General features: G+C 56.9%; 14 protein-coding genes and 1 tRNA gene. 14 read left to right on the top strand and 1 reads right to left on the bottom strand.

The features are described from left to right. Nucleotides 1-318 precede the first annotated feature (318 nt). From HMCN_RS0113570 to HMCN_RS0113560, 3 genes are all read left to right on the top strand, one after another. Nucleotides 319-1,401 carry an EAL and HDOD domain-containing protein gene (locus tag HMCN_RS0113570; protein WP_051566990.1) on the top strand — a complete coding sequence of 361 codons (1,083 nt, stop codon included), beginning with the start codon at nucleotides 319-321 and terminating at the stop codon, nucleotides 1,399-1,401. A gap of 2 nt (nucleotides 1,402-1,403) precedes the next feature. Further along, nucleotides 1,404-3,467, top strand: coding sequence for a bifunctional diguanylate cyclase/phosphodiesterase (locus tag HMCN_RS0113565; RefSeq protein ID WP_025917896.1), 2,064 nt, complete (start codon nucleotides 1,404-1,406; stop codon nucleotides 3,465-3,467). A 161-nt stretch (nucleotides 3,468-3,628) separates the two neighbouring features. After that, nucleotides 3,629-3,718, top strand: a tRNA-Ser gene (locus HMCN_RS0113560). A 119-nt stretch (nucleotides 3,719-3,837) separates the two neighbouring features. Here HMCN_RS0113560 and cobA read toward each other — a convergent pair. Beyond that, nucleotides 3,838-4,644 carry a uroporphyrinogen-III C-methyltransferase gene (gene cobA, locus HMCN_RS0113555; protein ID WP_025917895.1) on the bottom strand — a complete coding sequence of 269 codons (807 nt, stop codon included), beginning with the start codon at nucleotides 4,642-4,644 and terminating at the stop codon, nucleotides 3,838-3,840. A 276-nt stretch (nucleotides 4,645-4,920) separates the two neighbouring features. Between cobA and HMCN_RS0113550 the strand changes: the two genes are divergently transcribed. The 11 genes from HMCN_RS0113550 to HMCN_RS0113495 all read left to right on the top strand — a co-directional run bounded on the left by HMCN_RS0113550 (nucleotide 4,921) and on the right by HMCN_RS0113495 (nucleotide 17,391). Then, nucleotides 4,921-6,645 (top strand): nitrite reductase, encoded by a 1,725-nt coding sequence (locus HMCN_RS0113550; RefSeq protein ID WP_035627166.1) that lies wholly within the window; start codon nucleotides 4,921-4,923, stop codon nucleotides 6,643-6,645. A gap of 11 nt (nucleotides 6,646-6,656) precedes the next feature. After that, nucleotides 6,657-6,992 carry a c-type cytochrome gene (locus HMCN_RS0113545; RefSeq protein ID WP_051566979.1) on the top strand — a complete coding sequence of 112 codons (336 nt, stop codon included), beginning with the start codon at nucleotides 6,657-6,659 and terminating at the stop codon, nucleotides 6,990-6,992. Between the two features lie 78 nt (nucleotides 6,993-7,070). After that, on the top strand, nucleotides 7,071-7,475 hold the full coding sequence (locus tag HMCN_RS0113540) for a cytochrome c (protein ID WP_025917892.1): 405 nt from the start codon (nucleotides 7,071-7,073) through the stop codon (nucleotides 7,473-7,475). 37 nt (nucleotides 7,476-7,512) lie between these two features. Next, nucleotides 7,513-8,649 carry a cytochrome D1 domain-containing protein gene (locus tag HMCN_RS0113535; protein ID WP_051566992.1) on the top strand — a complete coding sequence of 379 codons (1,137 nt, stop codon included), beginning with the start codon at nucleotides 7,513-7,515 and terminating at the stop codon, nucleotides 8,647-8,649. Nucleotides 8,650-8,656: 7 nt separating this feature from the next. Continuing rightward, nucleotides 8,657-9,736 (top strand): Lrp/AsnC family transcriptional regulator, encoded by a 1,080-nt coding sequence (locus tag HMCN_RS0113530; RefSeq protein WP_202962671.1) that lies wholly within the window; start codon nucleotides 8,657-8,659, stop codon nucleotides 9,734-9,736. Further along, the gene (locus HMCN_RS0113525) at nucleotides 9,723-10,166 is read left to right on the top strand and encodes an Lrp/AsnC family transcriptional regulator (RefSeq protein WP_025917889.1); all 444 of its coding nucleotides are present in this window, start codon (nucleotides 9,723-9,725) and stop codon (nucleotides 10,164-10,166) included. Before HMCN_RS0113530 ends, HMCN_RS0113525 begins: the two co-directional genes overlap by 14 nt. A gap of 7 nt (nucleotides 10,167-10,173) precedes the next feature. After that, entirely contained in the window at nucleotides 10,174-10,734 is a 561-nt protein-coding gene (locus tag HMCN_RS0113520) for an AsnC family transcriptional regulator (protein ID WP_051566968.1), read from the top strand. Nucleotides 10,735-10,744: 10 nt separating this feature from the next. Further along, the gene (nirJ, locus tag HMCN_RS0113515) at nucleotides 10,745-11,950 is read left to right on the top strand and encodes a heme d1 biosynthesis radical SAM protein NirJ (protein WP_025917887.1); all 1,206 of its coding nucleotides are present in this window, start codon (nucleotides 10,745-10,747) and stop codon (nucleotides 11,948-11,950) included. Next, entirely contained in the window at nucleotides 11,947-13,545 is a 1,599-nt protein-coding gene (locus HMCN_RS0113510; protein WP_025917886.1) for a nitrite reductase, read from the top strand. The genes nirJ and HMCN_RS0113510 overlap by 4 nt, the downstream gene beginning before the upstream one ends. Nucleotides 13,546-13,694: 149 nt before the next feature. Further along, nucleotides 13,695-14,726: an adenosine deaminase gene (locus HMCN_RS0113500; RefSeq protein ID WP_025917885.1), complete on the top strand. Its 1,032-nt coding sequence runs from the start codon at nucleotides 13,695-13,697 to the stop codon at nucleotides 14,724-14,726. A gap of 163 nt (nucleotides 14,727-14,889) precedes the next feature. Then, nucleotides 14,890-17,391 carry an FtsX-like permease family protein gene (locus HMCN_RS0113495; RefSeq protein ID WP_025917884.1) on the top strand — a complete coding sequence of 834 codons (2,502 nt, stop codon included), beginning with the start codon at nucleotides 14,890-14,892 and terminating at the stop codon, nucleotides 17,389-17,391. Nucleotides 17,392-17,607: the final 216 nt, after the last annotated feature.

Here is a 17,607-nt window from a genome sequence, read left to right as displayed (position 1 = left end):
ATATATTCATTGCGAATATTAAATATACTGCCAGTATTGTTTTTTGTGCCTTTGGCCGACATGGTTTCAACCATAATGAGCATGCGTAACATCCGCAGCTAAGGAAATCGGGTTTCACGGCTGGACGGTTGTGCCGATAACATTGAATCCCGTTGACCGCATGCCAGTGTCACTTTGGAATAAACCCGTTTATCTAAGAATAAAATGATCTTGTCTGAAGCAGGCGTGCCCGCTTTCCCCCTGGTTTCCATGCAGATGGTGACGAATGTCCGTCACGAGCTGGTAGGAGTTGCATTTCATTTTGCAACAACAAACAACTTGAAGGCATTCGCGCACCTTTATCATGAAATCGGCTTGCGCGATGCATTGGGTGATTTTCTGTGCGTGCTGGAGCTGCTTGATCCGGCTCAGGTCGACCTGGACCTGGCTGCACATTTGCCACATGAGCGGACGGTGTTGCGTGTGCCGGCAGCAGCTGGCGTGGCGGCAGATGCGCGGGCCAGGCTTGATTGCCTGCAGGCGCAAGGTTTTCGCATCATGCTCGATGGCTGGCCGGCACCGGAGGCCGTATTGCCAACTGGCGTACAGTCGCTGGCAATCGGTCGCGATCAGATCGGGAAAAACGCCACTCCGTTTTCGCAGCACGCACTGGCCGGTCCGCATCTGGCCACCGATGTCAACAGCCCGGACTGCTTCAATGCCTGCCGCGCGGCAGGATTCAACTGGTTTCTCGGCAATTACCCGCTGTATCCGAGCGTCGGCAGGCCGCGCAATGACGGGTCTTCGCGTAGCCGTTTGCTGAGGTTGCTGGTTCTGGTGGCGCGCGATGCCGAGTCGCGCGAACTGGAACAGTTGATGAAGCAGGATCCGTCGCTTTCCTATAATTTGCTCAAGTTGGTCAGTACCGCAGCCTACGCGCGCGGTTGCGTCATCAGCAGTTTCAGCCAGGCCATCAATGTACTGGGGCGCCGCCAATTGCAACGGTGGCTGCAGTTGCTGCTGTATGCGCGTCAGGACGACGACGATGGCGTCAATCCGCTGTTGCCGATAGCCGCCATGCGGGCCGGCCTGATGGCAGCGTTATGCCAGCAGATGGGGGGCGGCCGGAACGAGGCCGAGCGGGCTTTCATGATCGGCATGTTCTCGCTGCTGGACGTACTGTTCGGCGCGCCGCTGGCTGAAATCCTCGAACCTCTGGAGCTGCATGAAGATGTGTTGAGTGCACTGCAAACGCGCAGCGGCCGCCTCGGGGCGATGCTCGACTTGACCGAGCGGGCTTGCTCGGGGAACCCGCACTTGCTGCAGGAAAGTCTGATCGCCTGCAAGATCGATGCAAAAATCTTCTACCGCGCACTGGTGCAGGCATGCGCCTGGGCAATGCAGGTTTCTCAGGCAGATTAATCATGACATCCCTTAACGCGCCCGAAGATATTACCTGCACTATTGAGTTATGCGAGGCGGTACTTAGTCTGCGCGGTCATGCCCTCGGTGAAAGCCTGGGGCGCATTGCCCGGGCCTTGCTGGAGAGTCCGCAGGGGGGCTATTTTCAGGGGGATTTGCCCGAGACGTCCGATCTGGCAGAAGAAATATTTCATGGGAGCGCGTTTTTCGGCCGCTATGCGGTATCCGGCCGGATCGGCGGCTACGATTACATCGACCGCATGCGGCTTGCGGCTCTGGCGCGCCTGACGGCGCGACTGCTGCAGGCGCGCGCGGACGCCGACCGCAGCGCGCGCCAATTCGAAAAAGCTACCGAACAGTTGTTGCTGCAGACCCAAATACTCGATCAAATCCATGAATCCGTAATTACCATGGACTTGACCGGCTTCATCACCAGCTGGAACAAAGGGGCGGAAAAATTATTCGGCTATGCCGCGACCGAAATCATTGGCCGCAACATTATCTTCCTGTACGAAAATCAGGAGGATGAAGAAGATCCGTCGCAAGACATTTTCCTGCAGCAAGGCGGGCGCGAGATGGAGGTGCGTCGACGCAAAAAATCCGGCGAAATATTCTGGGCCAGCCTGTCCCTGTCTTCGCTACGCGACAATACGGGCCAGCCGGTCGGACTGATTGGCTATTTCATGGACATCACGGAGCGCAAGCAGGCACAGGAAAAGATTCATCATCTGGCTTATTACGATGCATTGACCGGCTTGCCGAACCGCACATTGTTCATGAAACTGGTAGACCAGTCGCTGGTGTCGGCCAGCCGCAACGGCTCCAATGGCGCTTTACTGTTCATCGATCTGAATCGTTTCAAGCCGATTAACGACACCCTGGGCCACGGAGTCGGCGATCAATTGTTGCAGCAGGTGGCAGTTCGCTTCAAGGATGCGTTGCGCGACGACGACATCATGGCCCGGCTCGGCAGCGATGAATTTGTGGTTGGCCTGTTTGATCTCAATCAGCACTACCATGCCGGTTTCGTCGCCCAAAAGCTGCTCTATGCAATGGAGCATCCGTATCTGATCGAAGGACATGAGTTACGCATGGGTGCCAGCATCGGCATCAGCACCTATGCGCAGGACGGCACCGATTCGGAAACCTTGCTGCGTCTGGCCGACATCGCCATGTATCGCGCCAAGAAATGTGGCGAAAACGATCATGGCAGTTACGCTTTCTACAGCCAGGAAATGAATCGCGCCGCTTTGAGCCGCCTGCATATCGAGACCGGACTGCGTCGCGCAATCGGCAGCAATGAATTGTTGTTGTATTACCAGCCGAAAATCAACATCGAGGATGGCCGTATCGTGGGAGCGGAAGCGCTGGTGCGCTGGCAGCACCCTGAAAGGGGGCTGGTCTTTCCGTCGGAATTCATCCCGATCGCGGAAGAAAGCAGGCTGGTGGTGCGGCTCGGCGAATGGGTGCTGGAGGCGGCATGCCGGCAAGCGGCAGCCTGGCAGCGGGCCGGTTTGGCGCCGATGCGCGTGGCGATCAATTTGTCGGCGGGAGAGTTCACCGTGTCCCTGCCGGGTCGTGTACAAGCGGCTTTGCGCCGGCATGGCATCGATGCCGACTGGCTGGAACTTGAAATTACGGAAAGCATGCTCATGATCGGCACCGATGATGTGATTGCCATCATGGAAGAGATTGCCGGTCTGGGCGTGACCCTTTCGCTGGATGATTTCGGCACCGGCTATTCCAGCCTGTCCTATCTGAAGCGCTTTCCGATTCACACGCTGAAAATTGATCGCTCATTCATCATGGGCATTCCCAAGGATCAGAACGACTGCGCCATCGCCGGTGCGATTATCGGCATTGCCAAACAATTGCAGCACCGGGTCATCGCGGAGGGCGTTGAAAATGCCGAGCAACTGGATTTTCTTCGAAATCAGGGGTGCGAGGAAATACAGGGATATTTCTTTTCCCGCCCGGTAGCATCGCTGGAAATGGAGAAAATGCTGAGGGAAGACCGCAGGTTCGGAGTCGAACGATGTCCCGATTCGGTCGATGATCTAAATTGACTGCGCTATTATCGCCGGATTGCAATTTGCCCAGCCATTATTTGCGAACCGCGATCCGATTGCTGCGCTTGATCCGCGACTGCAATTTATTTCCATGGCTGTTTCGTTGAAGTCATAAAAATCTGCATCGATCCATTTGGTTTAGGTATAATTCCGGCTCCGGAAGGTTGGCAGAGCGGTTGAATGCACCAGTCTTGAAAACTGGCGAGGTGTTAAAGCCTTCGTGAGTTCGAATCTCACACCTTCCGCCAAGAACACGTTTTAGGAAGTCTAAAACAGTCAAAAAACCCGCGTTCAGCCGAGTGCCGACGCGGGTTTTTTGTTTTAAAAATGCATTAAAGAAATGCTATTTTTTCTACTTGGTTGTCGTTTATGCCATCTTGATTCCGGCATGCCATTGCAAGCGTTTATGCAGCGCGACAACTTGGCCGACGATGATCAGGCAGGGAGATTTCAGGCCCAGTGTGCGCACCAGATCGGGCAGCGTTTCCAGTGTGCCGGTAAATACCTTTTGATCACTGGTGGTGCCTTTTTCTATGATCGCGGCAGGCATGCTGGCTGGCATTCCATGATCAATCAACTGTTGCGCAATTTCAGGCAGTGCACCTAATCCCATATAGATCACTACCGTCTGATTTTTTCGCGTAAGCGATTGCCAATCCAGGTCGAGTGAGCCGTCTTTCAGGTGGCCGGTGGCAAACAGGCATGATTGTGCATAGTCCCGGTGCGTAAGTGGAATGCCGGAGTAGCATGAAACACCATTTGCGGCCGTGATGCCGGGAACAACCTCAAACGGAATGGCGTGTTCCACCAACACTTCCAATTCTTCGCCGCCGCGCCCGAATATGAACGGATCGCCGCCTTTTAACCGCACGACCTTCTTTCCTTCCTTGGCCAGGCTGACCAGGAGGTAGTTGATTTCCTCCTGCGGCATGGTGTGCCGGTTTTTTTCCTTGCCGACGTAGATTCTTTGGGCGCCGTGGCGAGTGAAGTCGACGACGCCTTTACTGACCAGATTGTCGTATACGACTACATCGGCCTGACCCAGCAGTTTCACAGCGCGCAGCGTTAATAAGTCGGGGTCGCCCGGACCCGCGCCGACCAAATATACGATACCTGTCCGCGATTCACGCTGAGGCGTATCCGGTCGTGTTTGGGATATTGATATGTTATTCAACGCTTTTCCTCACTGATTTTTATCGGCCGCACCTCTAAGGCGCTGAAATGTGCTGCATTGCCGTCAATTTAACGCTACATTGCCTAAATAAAATTGATATCCATTAAGGAGGTATGGGTTTTTCTGTAGCAACCTATACATGACGCAAATCAAAAGTTTAATTCCATCGGAATGGCGGCTTAGTGCAATAAATTTGTTTTTGGTACTTGAGTTTTTTTGCGTGAACCAGTAGTAATAAGATTGATTTTATCAACAGGAAGGGAAATAAAAATGACTATGGTGTTAAGAAAACCTTTACTTCGCCCGATCGCAGCATTGCTTGCGGCGTTGCCGCTGATGTTGAGCGCTGCCTATGCCGAAGATGCAAAGCCGCACTCTAACGCAGAGCTGAAATACCAGGCTGGCGGTTCGCCGCTTGCTGGTGAAGAAATGCATCAAAACATCGATCCCAAAGCACCGCCGATGACCAAGGCCGAGTTTGAGGCTGGCAAACAGATTTATTTCCAGCGCTGCGCCGGTTGCCACGGAGTGTTGCGTAAAGGAGCCACAGGTAAACCCTTGACCCCGGATATTACGCTCGGTAAAGGAACTGATTACCTGAAGGTGTTCATCAATTACGGCTCTCCCGCGGGCATGCCGAACTGGGGTACTTCCGGTGATCTGACCGAAAAACAAGTCGATTTGATGGCGCGTTACATTCAACAGGAACCACCTGTGCCGCCTGAGTTCAGCTTGAAGGACATGGAAGCCACCTGGAAGGAAATCATTCCGGTTGCCAAGCGCCCTACCAAGAAGATGAACAATTTTAATATTACCAACATTTTCTCCACCACCTTGCGCGATGCAGGCGAAGTGGCGCTGATTGATGGCGATACCAAGAAAATTATCAGCATCATCAAGACTGGTTATGCAGTGCATATTTCCCGCACTTCAGCATCCGGCCGCTACCTGTTCGTAATCGGCCGCGATGCTCGCATCAATCTGATCGATCTGTGGATGGAAAAACCAGACAGCGTTGCAGAAATGAAAGTCGGTCTTGAAGCGCGTTCGATCGAAACTTCCAAGTTCAAGGGTTTTGAAGATAAATACGCGATTGCCGGCGATTACTGGCCGCCGCAGTTCGTGATCATGGAAGGCGATACTCTCAAACCGTTGAAGATCGTATCCACGCGCGGCATGACGGTTGATAACGAATACCATCCAGAACCGCGGGTTGCTTCCATTGTTGCGTCGCACTACCGTCCTGAATTCGTGGTCAACGCCAAGGAAACCGGCAAGATCATGCTGGTCGATTACAAGGACATCAAAAACCTGAAAATAACCACGCTGGATGCAGCCAAATTCTTGCATGATGGCGGCCTTGATTCCACTGGTCGTTATTTCATGGTTGCCGCCAATGCATCGAACAAGATTGCCGTGGTTGACACCAAGGAAGACAAGATGGCGGCGATTGTTGATGTCGGCAAAACACCGCATCCAGGGCGCGGCGCCAATTTCGTTCATCCGAAATTTGGTCCGGTGTGGGCAACTAGCCATCTGGGCGATGAAACAATTTCCATGATCGGTACCGATCCTGTCAAGCACAAGGCACAGGCTTGGAAGGTGGTTGCGACCGTGAAAGGGCAGGGCGGTGGTTCCTTGTTCATCAAAACACATCCGAAATCGAAAAATCTGTGGGTCGATACGCCGCTGAATCCTGATAACAAGATGAGCCAGTCGATCGCTGTTTTTGACATCAATGCATTGGACAAGGGCTTTGTCGTGTTGCCAATCGCCGAATGGGCAAATCTGGGTGAAGGTGCAAAACGCATCGTGCAGCCAGAGTACAACAAGGCTGGCGATGAAGTCTGGTTCTCGGTATGGAGTGCCAAGGACAAGGAATCGGCAATCGTTGTGGTCGATGACAAAACACGCAAGCTGAAAGCAGTGATCAAGGATCCGAAACTGATCACTCCAACCGGCAAATTCAACATCAACAATACGCAACACGACATTTATTAAGAGAGCATGTGATGAAGAATCGTCTCATACCTGTTTTAGCTGCAGGCGCAGGGGTAGTTGCGCTTTTGATAGGCGGCAATTCAGCATTCGCAGCAGGTGGTGCTGACCTGGCGCAAAAAAATGGCTGCATGGCTTGTCACAGTATCGATAAAAAAGTACTTGGCCCGGCGTACAAGGATGTTGCCAAGAAGTACAAAGGCAATGCGGATGCGGTAGCAATGCTTTCCAAGAAGATCAAGGATGGCAGTACCGGTGTCTGGGGTGCGATCCCGATGCCGCCGAATGGTCCCAGGGTAAGCGATGCAGACATCAAGGTATTGGCTGAGTGGGTTTTAGCCTCTAACTAAGTGTCGAAGTAAAACACGCAGGCCCTCGGGCCTGCGTGCAGGTTGAATCGAATCACGCAAGTTTTTAGCGAGTATGAAATGCCGAAGGACCTGGAGCAAAGTGCACATTCATGCACTGTAAAGCAGTACAACAAACATGTGATCACCGGCTTATTGGTCTTGGCCCTGAACCTTTTGGGGCCAGCCTGGGCTACCGGACAGGTAGCTAAATTAACCGTTTCCCCTGATACTGCACGGCGCGCCGAGCTTGTCACGCTGGTGCGGCAGGACTGCGGCTCCTGTCATGGCTTGACGCTCAAGGGCGGGTTGGGGCCGGCGCTGTTGCCCGAAACGTTAAAGGACAAGTCCGCTGATTACCTCAAGACCGTCATTCTGCATGGCCGACCGGATACCGCAATGCCGCCTTGGCAGCGCTTTCTGAGTGAAGCGGAGGCCGAATGGATTGTATTCAATTTGCAGAAGGGTTTCCCAAGTGGGCATTAGAAAATTACCAACAGCTTTCCTGTCAATCGCGTTGCTGATGCTGGGTGCTTGCAGCACTCCTGTGCTGCGCGGCACTGGCGACCTCGGCGTCGTCATCGAGCGCGCTACCGGCAGCGTCCAGATCGTCGATACCAGCAAACAGACAGCGATTGCGCAAGTCAATGGTTTGGGCGATTTGTCCCATGCGTCCCTGGTGTACTCGCGCGATGGGCGCTATGCCTATGTGTTCGGACGTGACGGCGGCTTGTCGAAGGTCGATTTGTTACGCGGCGTAATTGAGCGTCGTGTGATTCAGGCTGGCAACAGCATCGGCGGCGCGATTTCCCAGGATGGAAAATTGCTCGCAGCACAGAATTACGCGCCCGGCGGCGTGAAGATATTTTCCGCTGATACGCTGGAACTGATCGCCGATATACCTGCCGTTTACGGCAACGATGGCTTACGCTCGAAAGTGGTCGGACTGGCGGACGCGCCGGGAAACCGTTTTGTCTGGAGCCTGTTCGATGCCGGCGAGATATGGGTTGGAGATTTTACCGAACCAGGCAAGCCGCGCATCAAAAAATTCAAAAATATCGGCCGTGAGCCCTACGACGGTCTGATTACCCCGAACGGACGTTATTATTTGGCCGGCCTGTTTGGCGAAGACGGCATGGCTTTGCTGGATTTATGGCATCCGGAGCAGGGCGTGCGCCGCATTCTCGATGGTTACGGCCGCGGGCAGGAAAAACTGCCGGTTTTTAAAATGCCGCATCTGCGCGGTTGGGCTGTGGCCGGGCGTCATGCGTATCTGCCGGCTGTCGGCCATCATGAAGTATTAGTAGTAGATATGGAAACATGGCGCGAAGTCGGCCGCATCAAGGTTTCCAGCCAACCGGTCTTTGTTATTGCGCGGCCTGACGGGCGGCAGGTTTGGGTAATTTATGCATTCCCGGACAATGGCAAAGTTGATGTGATCGATGTCGAAAGTCGTAGCATTATCAAGCAATTGGCGCCTGGCCGGACTGTGCTGCACATGGAATTTGCACCGCGCGGAGAGTCGGTCTGGGTATCGGTGCGCGACGACAATCGTGTGATGGTGTACGACACCGAGAATTTCGCGCAACGCGGCGTGCTGCCGGCGGAATCCCCGAGCGGTATTTTCTTCACCCACCGTGCTGCGCGTACCGGATTTTAAGGCGGCCATGGGAACTATGCGTGAAATGCGCCAGGCTTCTTCCAGGACGGTGCTGGAAGATATTGAGTGCAAGTTGTTGGATAATTTCCAGCGTGACTTTCCGCTGGTGTCGCGACCGTTTGCCGAATTGGCCCGGCGGCTCGGGGTGGATGAGGCGTTGGTCCTTGATACCTTGCAGTCCTTGCAAGGGCGGGGTTTGGTAAGCAGGGTCGGCGCCGTGTTTCGGCCCAATGTCGTCGGCGTCAGCACATTGGCGGCGCTCGCCGTGCCGGCGGCGCGCCTGGAAGCGGTTGCGGCCCAGGTCAGCGCATTTGCCGAAGTCAATCATAACTATGAGCGCGAGCATCGTTTTAATCTCTGGTTCGTGGCAACCGCTTCTTCGGCCGAGCATTTGCATGCATTACTGCGCGCAATAGAAACAGTGTGCGAATCCGGGCCGGTGCTGACGCTGCCGCTGCTGGAGCAGTTTCACATTGATCTGGGATTTGATCTCGGATTTGATCGGAGTATAGGTGGATTGCATCCTTTTCAAACCGGCAAGCAGGCGCCGGTAGCGGTAGCCGCGATTGCATTAAACCCGGCTGAACAGGCTTTCATGGCGGCTTTGCAACGCGGCCTGCCGCTAGTGGAGCGGCCATTTGCGCAATTGGGCTGGGCAGAAAAGGATGCGCTTGCCACCCTCGCGCGCTGGTGCAGCGATGGCGTGATCAAACGTTTCGGGGTGGTGGTGCGCCATCATGAACTGGGTTTTACCGCCAACGCGATGGTGGTGTGGGATGTGCCCGATGAGCAAGTGACTGCGGTCGGCCGGCGCATTGCCGATAGCGGCCGGGTCAGTTTGTGTTATCGCCGGCCGCGACATCTGCCGGATTGGCCGTACAACCTGTTTTGCATGATTCACGGCCGGGATCGCAGCGCAGTCGAGCAGAGCATCGCTGGCCTGACCGAGATCTGCGGACTGGATGCGCATCCGCACGCGATCCTGTTTAGCCGCCGCCGCTTCAAGCAATGCGGCGCCCAATATGTGACGAACGTGACGAATTTGACCAATTCAATTTTGCCGGAGCTTGCCTGTGGATCCAATTGACCGTGCCATCATCAACGGCTTGCAAGAGGGGCTGGCGGTGTGCGAGCGCCCTTATCTGGAAGCGGCGCAGCGTCTCGGGCTGAATGAAGATGAATTGCTGGCACGGCTGGCCCGCATGCTGGCTGAAGGCGTGCTGACGCGGATTGGGCCGCTGTACCAGATTGAGCGCATGGGCGGGGCGTTTACCCTGGCCGCCCTGCATGCCGCGCCGGCCGATTATGAACGGGTGGCGCAACAGGTCAACGCCTTGCCGCAGGTCGCGCATAATTATGCGCGCGAGCATGAGTTGAACATGTGGTTCGTGATCGCCACCGAAACTCCGACCGAAATTGCCGGCGTGATCGACACCATCGAGCAGCAAACCGGCTGCAGCGTATTCAACTTCCCCAAATCCCGCGAGTATTTCGTCGAGCTGAAATTGAAAGCGTAGCGCATCCATGATATCCACTACATCAACGATCCTGGCGGGCAGTGGGTTGCCGGCGATCGATGCCACCGATCGTGCCATCATCGTAGCGACCCAGGGCGGGTTGCCGCTGGTGGCGCGTCCCTACCACGCCATTGCTGAAAGCCTGCAACTGGAACCGGAGCAAGTAATGGAACGGATGCGGCGCATGCAGCAGGTCGGCGTGATCCGCCGCCTCGGCGTGGTCCCGAATCACTATGCGATCGGTTACCGCGCCAATGGCATGTCGGTGTGGGATGTGCCGGATGCGCTGGTCGATCAGTTGGGCGCGTCGGTGGGCAGTTTTGAATTCGTCAGCCATTGTTACCGCCGGCCACGCAGCCTGCCGCACTGGCCGTACAACCTGTTTGCGATGGTGCACGGCAAGAGCCGCGACGAGGTCGAGGCGCAGGTCGCGCAAATCGCTGCATTTCTGGGCGAGAATGTGCGCAGCCATACTATCCTGTATAGCACCCGCATATTGAAAAAAACCGGCTTGCGGCTCAATCGGAAAGATCCGCAAGCCAGAGCAACGCAAAAAATCACCGGTTAGAGGAAAAACCATGTTTCGAATTACCCAATACATGCGAGAAATCGCCCATCCGACGCCACTTGGGCCAAAGCGCAATCCGCCCGGCCCGGTAGTGATCTGGAACCTGATCCGGCGCTGCAACCTGACCTGCAAGCATTGTTATTCGATCTCGGCCGACAAGGATTTTGCCGGCGAATTGAGCACGGCTGAAGTGTATGGCGTGATGGACGATTTGCGCGGCTTCGGTGTGCCGGTGCTGATCCTGTCGGGCGGCGAGCCCTTGCTGCGCGAGGATATCTACGAGATTGCACGCCGCGCCAAGGAAAAGGGCTTTTACGTCGGCCTGTCGACCAACGGCACACTGATAGATGAATCGAATATCGAGCGCATCGCCGCTATCGGCTTTGACTATGTCGGCATCAGCCTGGATGGCCTGCGCGAAACGCATGACGTATTTCGCCGCAAGGAAGGCGCGTTCGATGCTTCGCTGCACGGGGTCAAGCTATGCCGCGACGCCGGCATCAAGATCGGGGTGCGGTTTACGCTGACCCAGGACAATGCCAAGGATCTGCCGGCGTTGCTGAAGCTGGTTGACGACGAAGGCATCGACAAATTTTACCTGTCGCACCTGAACTATGCCGGGCGCGGCAACAAGAACCGCGGCCATGACGCCTTTCTGGAAACCACCCGCAATGCGATGGATTTGCTGTTCGATACCTGCTGGGAGCATCTTCAGAATGGCGTCGAAAAGGAATTCGTCACCGGCAATAACGACGCCGACGGCGTGTATCTGCTGCAATGGGTGCGCCGCCGTTTCCCGGAGCGGGAGGCAGCTTTGCGCGCCAAGCTGGTGCAATGGGGCGGCAATTCGTCCGGCGTCAACGTCGCCAATATCGACAATCTCGGCAATGTCCACCCCGATACGTTCTGGTGGCATCACAACCTGGGCAATGTGCGCGACCGGTCCTTCTCCGAAATCTGGTGCGATATTTCCGATCCGCTGATGGCCGGCTTGAAAGCGGTGCCGCGCGTGATCAAAGGCCGTTGTGGCGAATGCAGTTATTTCGACGTTTGCGGCGGCAACACCCGGGTGCGGGCGCTGCAATTGACCAACGACCCGTGGCAGGAAGATCCCGCATGCTACATGTCGGATGCGGAAATCGGGCTCGACAGCGAGCGTGAACGGGTTAAGATAGAGCCGTATATTCCGGTGCGACGCGCGAAGGTCGCAGGATGAGGCCAGCGACAGTCAACAATCTGCTATCCGGTTTGACGGCGGTGCTGGCCGGGGCTACGTTCTCGGCATCGGCGGCCTCCGCAGATGCGGCATTGAGCACAGATGCGAAAGTCGATGTAACTACGATCTATCAGGCCAATTGCGCATCTTGCCACGGCGCCGATCGCCTCGGCGCTACCGGGCCGGCCTTATTGCCCGGCAATCTGGAGCGGCTGCGCCGCCCGGCCGCCGTCAAAACTATCACCGAAGGCCGCATCGCGACCCAGATGCCGGCCTTCGGCGCCACCCTGAGCGCACAGGAAATCACCGCGCTGGCCGACCTGATCTACGCGCCGCTGGCCAAGACGCCTGCCTGGGGCATGGATGAAATTCGCGCATCGCGGATCGAATACGTGAAAGCCGGCAGCCTGCCGAACCAGCCGGTGTTCAAGGCCGACCCGCTGAACCTGTTTGTGGTGGTGGAAATCGGCGACCATCACGCGACGATTCTGGATGGCGACAAATTCGAGGCGATTGCCCGCTTCCCGACCCGTTACGCGCTGCACGGCGGGCCGAAATTCTCGCCCGATGGCCGTTATGTGTATTTTGCCTCGCGCGACGGCTGGATCGCCAAATACGACATCTGGAACCTGACGCTGGTGGCCGAAATCCGCGCCGGCATCAATACCCGCAATCTGGCGGTATCCAGCGACGGCCGCTTTGCGATGGTTGCCAATTATTTCCCGAATACGCTGGTGGCGCTCGATACCCGCGACCTGTCGCCGATCCGCGTGATCGATGTCAAGGACGACAACGGCAAGTCGTCGCGCGTATCGGCGGTGTACGACGCCGCGCCGCGCAAGAGCTTCATCGCCGCGCTGAAGGATATTCCCGAAGTATGGGAGCTGAGCTACGATGAAAACGGGCCGCCGGTCTATGCCGGGCTGGTGCATGACTACAAGATGGCCGAGGCGCTGGCCGTCAAGGGGCCGTTCCCGCCGCGCCGCATCAAGCTGGATGACTTCCTGGACGATTTCTTCTTCGACCCGGCTTACAACCATGTGATCGGATCGTCGCGCGGCGGCCACGGCCAGGTGGTGAATCTGAATATCGGGCGCAAGATTGCCGATGTCGATTTGCCCGGCCTGCCGCATCTGGGTTCCGGCATTTCCTGGGATTATCAGGGCCGGCCGGTGATGGCGACGCCGAATCTGAAAGATGGCGTGGTATCGGTGATCGACATGAAATCATGGCAGACCATCAAGCATATTCCGACGCTGGGGCCGGGTTTCTTCATGCGCAGCCACGAAAAGACGCCGTATGCCTGGGTCGATGTATTCAACGACCCAAAACATAATGATGTGATTCAGATTGTCGACAAGAATACGCTCGAAGTCGTCAGGCAATTGAAGCCCCGCCCCGGAAAGATTGCCGCGCATACCGAATTCACGCGCAACGGCAAATATGCGGTGGTGAGCATCTGGGAAAACGACGGCGAACTGGTCATCTACGATGCGAAAACGCTGGAGATCGTCAAGCGGATTCCGATGAACAAGCCTTCCGGCAAATACAATGTGTTCAATAAGATCACGCGCTCGGAAGGAACCAGTCATTAGCCGGTAACGGATAGCGAGAAAAAGGCCGCTTGCACCATAAGCGGCTTTTTGGTTTTTGGCAGGCAAAAAACCTGCGGCGACATGCTTTACAATCGAACGCGCCGCTGTTCAGTAGCGCCCAGACAATTGTGCCAATCGGGGAAATCATCATGATGAACAACACCTTGCGTAATCTCGTGCAAAAAATGCCCAAGGCGGAGCTACACATCCACATTGAGGGTTCGCTGGAGCCGGAACTGATTTTTGCGCTGGCAAAGCGCAATCAGGTGGCGCTCGCGTATCCGTCGGTCGAGGCGTTGCGCAGCGCCTATGCTTTCACCGATCTGCAATCGTTCCTCGATATTTACTACGCAGGCGCCAGCGTATTGCGTACCGAGCAAGATTTTTATGACATGACCGCCGCCTATCTGGTACAGGCGCAGGCTGACAACGTGCGTCATGCGGAGATTTTTTTCGATCCGCAAACCCATACTGCACGCGGGGTGCCGATCGAAACGGTAATCAACGGCATCCATCGCGCCTGCACCGAGGCGCAGCAGCGGTTCGACATCAGTGCAAGCTTGATCCTGTGTTTCCTGCGTCACTTGTCGGAGGAAGACGCGTTTGAAACGTTGGAGCAAGCGTTACCCTGGCGCGACAAGTTCATCGGCGTCGGCCTCGATTCCTCCGAACGCGGCCATCCGCCGGAGAAATTTGCGCGCGTGTTCGCCCGCTGCAGGGAGCTGGGCTTGCATCTGGTGGCCCACGCCGGCGAAGAAGGGCCGCCGGCCTACATCCAGACTGCGCTCGACCTGCTGAAGGTGGAGCGCATCGATCACGGCGTGCGCTGTCTGGAAGATGGCGCGTTGACGCAGCGCCTGGCGCGCGACAAGGTGCCGCTGACGGTGTGCCCGCTGTCCAACCTCAAGCTGCACGTGTTCGACAGCATGGCCGCGCATAATCTGCTGCAATTGCTGGAGGCAGGGCTGGTGGCAACCGTCAATTCGGATGACCCGGCGTATTTCGGCGGTTACATCAATGATAATTTCATCGCTAGCTTCGAAGCACTGCCGCTGACGCTGGAGCATGCACAGCAACTGGCACGCAACAGCTTCCTGGCGGCCTTTCTGGACGATGCGGCCCGAGCCCGTTATCTGGACGAGGTGGATGAGTATTTCTGCGAGGCCGATTGGGGTGCCTGAGCTTTGTGGTTTTATCAGGGTATTTTTTATTCACGCATGTTTCATATGCGGTAAAGGCATGATTTATTGATATACAAAGGCAAGTATATAAATTGTCAGCGGCGCATTCCGGCTGTTTTTTCGGGCTTGAATGCATTGTTGAAATGGTAAAGGCCGACTTTTGATCTTTAAACAATCGTGGCGCATGACGCTGCGCGACTGGCGCGCCGGTGAGTTGCGCTTTCTGCTGATTGCGCTGGTGGTGGCAGTTGCCGCCATGTCTTCGGTGAGTTTCTTTGTCGATCGCATGCGCACCGGGCTGGAGCGCGATGCACTGCAACTGATCGGCGCCGATTTGCTGATCCGGGCCGATCAGCCGATCGATGCCGGCTGGCGCGCCGAGGCGCAGCGGCGCGGCCTCAAATTAGCCGACACCATAACTTTCCCCAGCATGGCAGCGGCAGGCGAGGGCGATGCTTCGGTATCGCAACTGGCTGCGCTGAAGGCAGTCTCGGCAGGGTATCCGTTGCGCGGCAGCATGAAGATTTTCGATCGCCCCGGTGGGCCGGAGCAGGTCACGCGCGCGATTCCAGGGTCCGGCACGGTGTGGATCGATCCGGCGCTGCTGACCAGCCTGAAGCTGTCGCTCGGCAGCCAGTTGCGCTTGGGCGACAAGGGATTCAAGATTGCCGGACTGATTGCCGCCGAGCCGGACCGCGGCTCGGGCTTCATGAGTTTTTCGCCGCGGGTGATGATCGCGGCTACCGATCTGGCGGCGACCAATCTGGTGCGGCCCGGCTCGCGCGTGACCTACCGCTTGCAGGTGGCGGGCGAGCCGCCGGCGATTCGCGCCTTTCAGCGTTGGCTGGAGCAGCGCATCGAAACCGGCCAGCGCAAGGGTGTTGCGCTGGAATCGCTGGAGTCGGGCCGGCCCGAAATGCGCACCACGCTCGACCGCGCCGGCCAGTTTCTGTCGCTGGTCGGGCTGCTGTCGGCGATGCTGGCGGCGCTGGCAATCGCGATGGCGGCGCGGCGCTTCATGCTGCGCCATCTGGACGCCTGCGCGATGCTGCGCTGCCTGGGTTTGACCCAGGGCGAAGTCACGCTGCTGTACCTGAATGAATTCCTGCTGATCGGATTGGCCGGCAGCTTGCTGGGTGCGCTGGCCGGCTTTGCCGCCCATTTCGTGCTGCTGGAGTGGCTCGGGCAACTGGTATCGCAATCGCTGCCGCCGGCCTCCATGCTGCCGGCGCTGCAGGGCGTCGCCACCGGCCTGTTGCTATTGATCGGTTTTGCCTTGCCGCCGATTCTGCAGTTGCGCAATGTGCCGCACAACCGCGTGATCCGGCGCGAGCAGGCAGCCCCTAAGCCGCTGGCGCTGGCCACCTACGGCCTGGGCGGCGCGGTGTTTGTCGCACTGCTGTTATGGCAGGCCGGGGATGTCAAGCTGGGCTTGATTACCGCTGCGGCATTTTTGCTCGGGCTGGCGGTCTTCGCCCTGATCGGCTGGCTCGGCCTGAAATCGCTGCGCACCCTGCGCGGCGCGATCGATAGCCAGAGCTGGCGCTTCGCGGTGACGTCGTTGCAGCGCCGCCCCGCCACCACCGTGGTGCAGATCGTCGCCCTGGCGTTGGGCCTGATGGCGCTGCTGTTATTGACGGTAGTGCGCGGCGACCTGATGGGCGCATGGCGCAGTGCAACGCCGCCGGACGCCCCGAATCATTTTGTCATCAACATCCAGCCGGAGCAGAAGGACCTGATCGCAGCGCGTTTCGCGCAGCAAGGGATCGGCGGCGCAACCCTGTATCCGATGATTCGCGGCCGCCTGATCGCGGTCAACGATACGGCCATTGACGGTGCAAGCTATCCGGATGAGCGCGCCAAGCGTCTGATAGAGCGCGAATTCAATCTGTCCACCATGTCCGGCTTGCCGCCATTGAACAAGATCGTCAGCGGCCGCTGGTACGATGATGCGAAACCCGAAGCCTCGGTCGAGCAGGGACTGGCCAAGACCCTGAAGCTGAAACTGGGCGACGCGCTCACCTTCGACATCGCCGGGCAAAAAGTGCAGGCGCCGGTCACCAGCATCCGCAAGCTGGACTGGAGTTCGATGCGGGTCAATTTTTTTGTAATCCTGAACCCGAAGCTGATGGCGGATACGCCGCAAACCTGGATCACCGCCTTCCATCTGCCTGCAGCCCAGGGCAATTTCGTCAATCAGTTGACGCGCGATTTCCCGAATTTGACCGTGGTCGATCTGGGCAGCGTGCTGCGGCAGATTCAGGCGGTGCTGGATCAGGTGATCCGCGCAGTCGAATTCCTGTTCCTGTTTACGCTGGCGTCCGGCGTGCTGGTGCTGTATGCGGCGCTGGTCGGCACCCAGGATGAACGCTCGCAGGAATCCGGCCTGCTGCGGGCGCTGGGCGCGACGCGCAAGCAGCTGTCGCGGGCGCAGTGGATCGAGTTCTTGCTGGTCGGCAGTCTGGCCGGCTTGCTGGCCGCCAGCGGCGCGGCGGCGGTCGGCTGGGCGCTGGCTACTTTCGTGTTCGATTTCGAATGGAACTTCAACCCCGCGCTCTGGCTGTCCGGCATCCTGGTCGGCGCCATCTGCGCCTTCATCGGCGGCTGCCTCGGACTGCGCAATGTTTTGCAGCGACCGCCGCTGCAAACCTTGCGCGAATCCTGACGTGCTTGTCCACGAAAGCCACGAACAGGGCTATCAATATCAGGACTTACGCAAAACCAATAAATGTGTAGGGTGTGCATAGCGCACCCTACAACGTAACGTGTTTGCGTAAGTTCTAAATATAATTAATTCCTTGAAATATATGGAGTATTGCCATTTCTATGGCATTTACCGCATGATTTCATTGCGGTAATGAAATATACTCATGGCACTAAT

The organism is Herminiimonas sp. CN (assembly GCF_000622895.1).
GTDB lineage: Bacteria > Pseudomonadota > Gammaproteobacteria > Burkholderiales > Burkholderiaceae_D > AVCC01.
The sequence above is the reverse complement of the archived record's forward strand: the minus strand, read 5'-3'. Positions and strand labels throughout refer to the sequence as shown.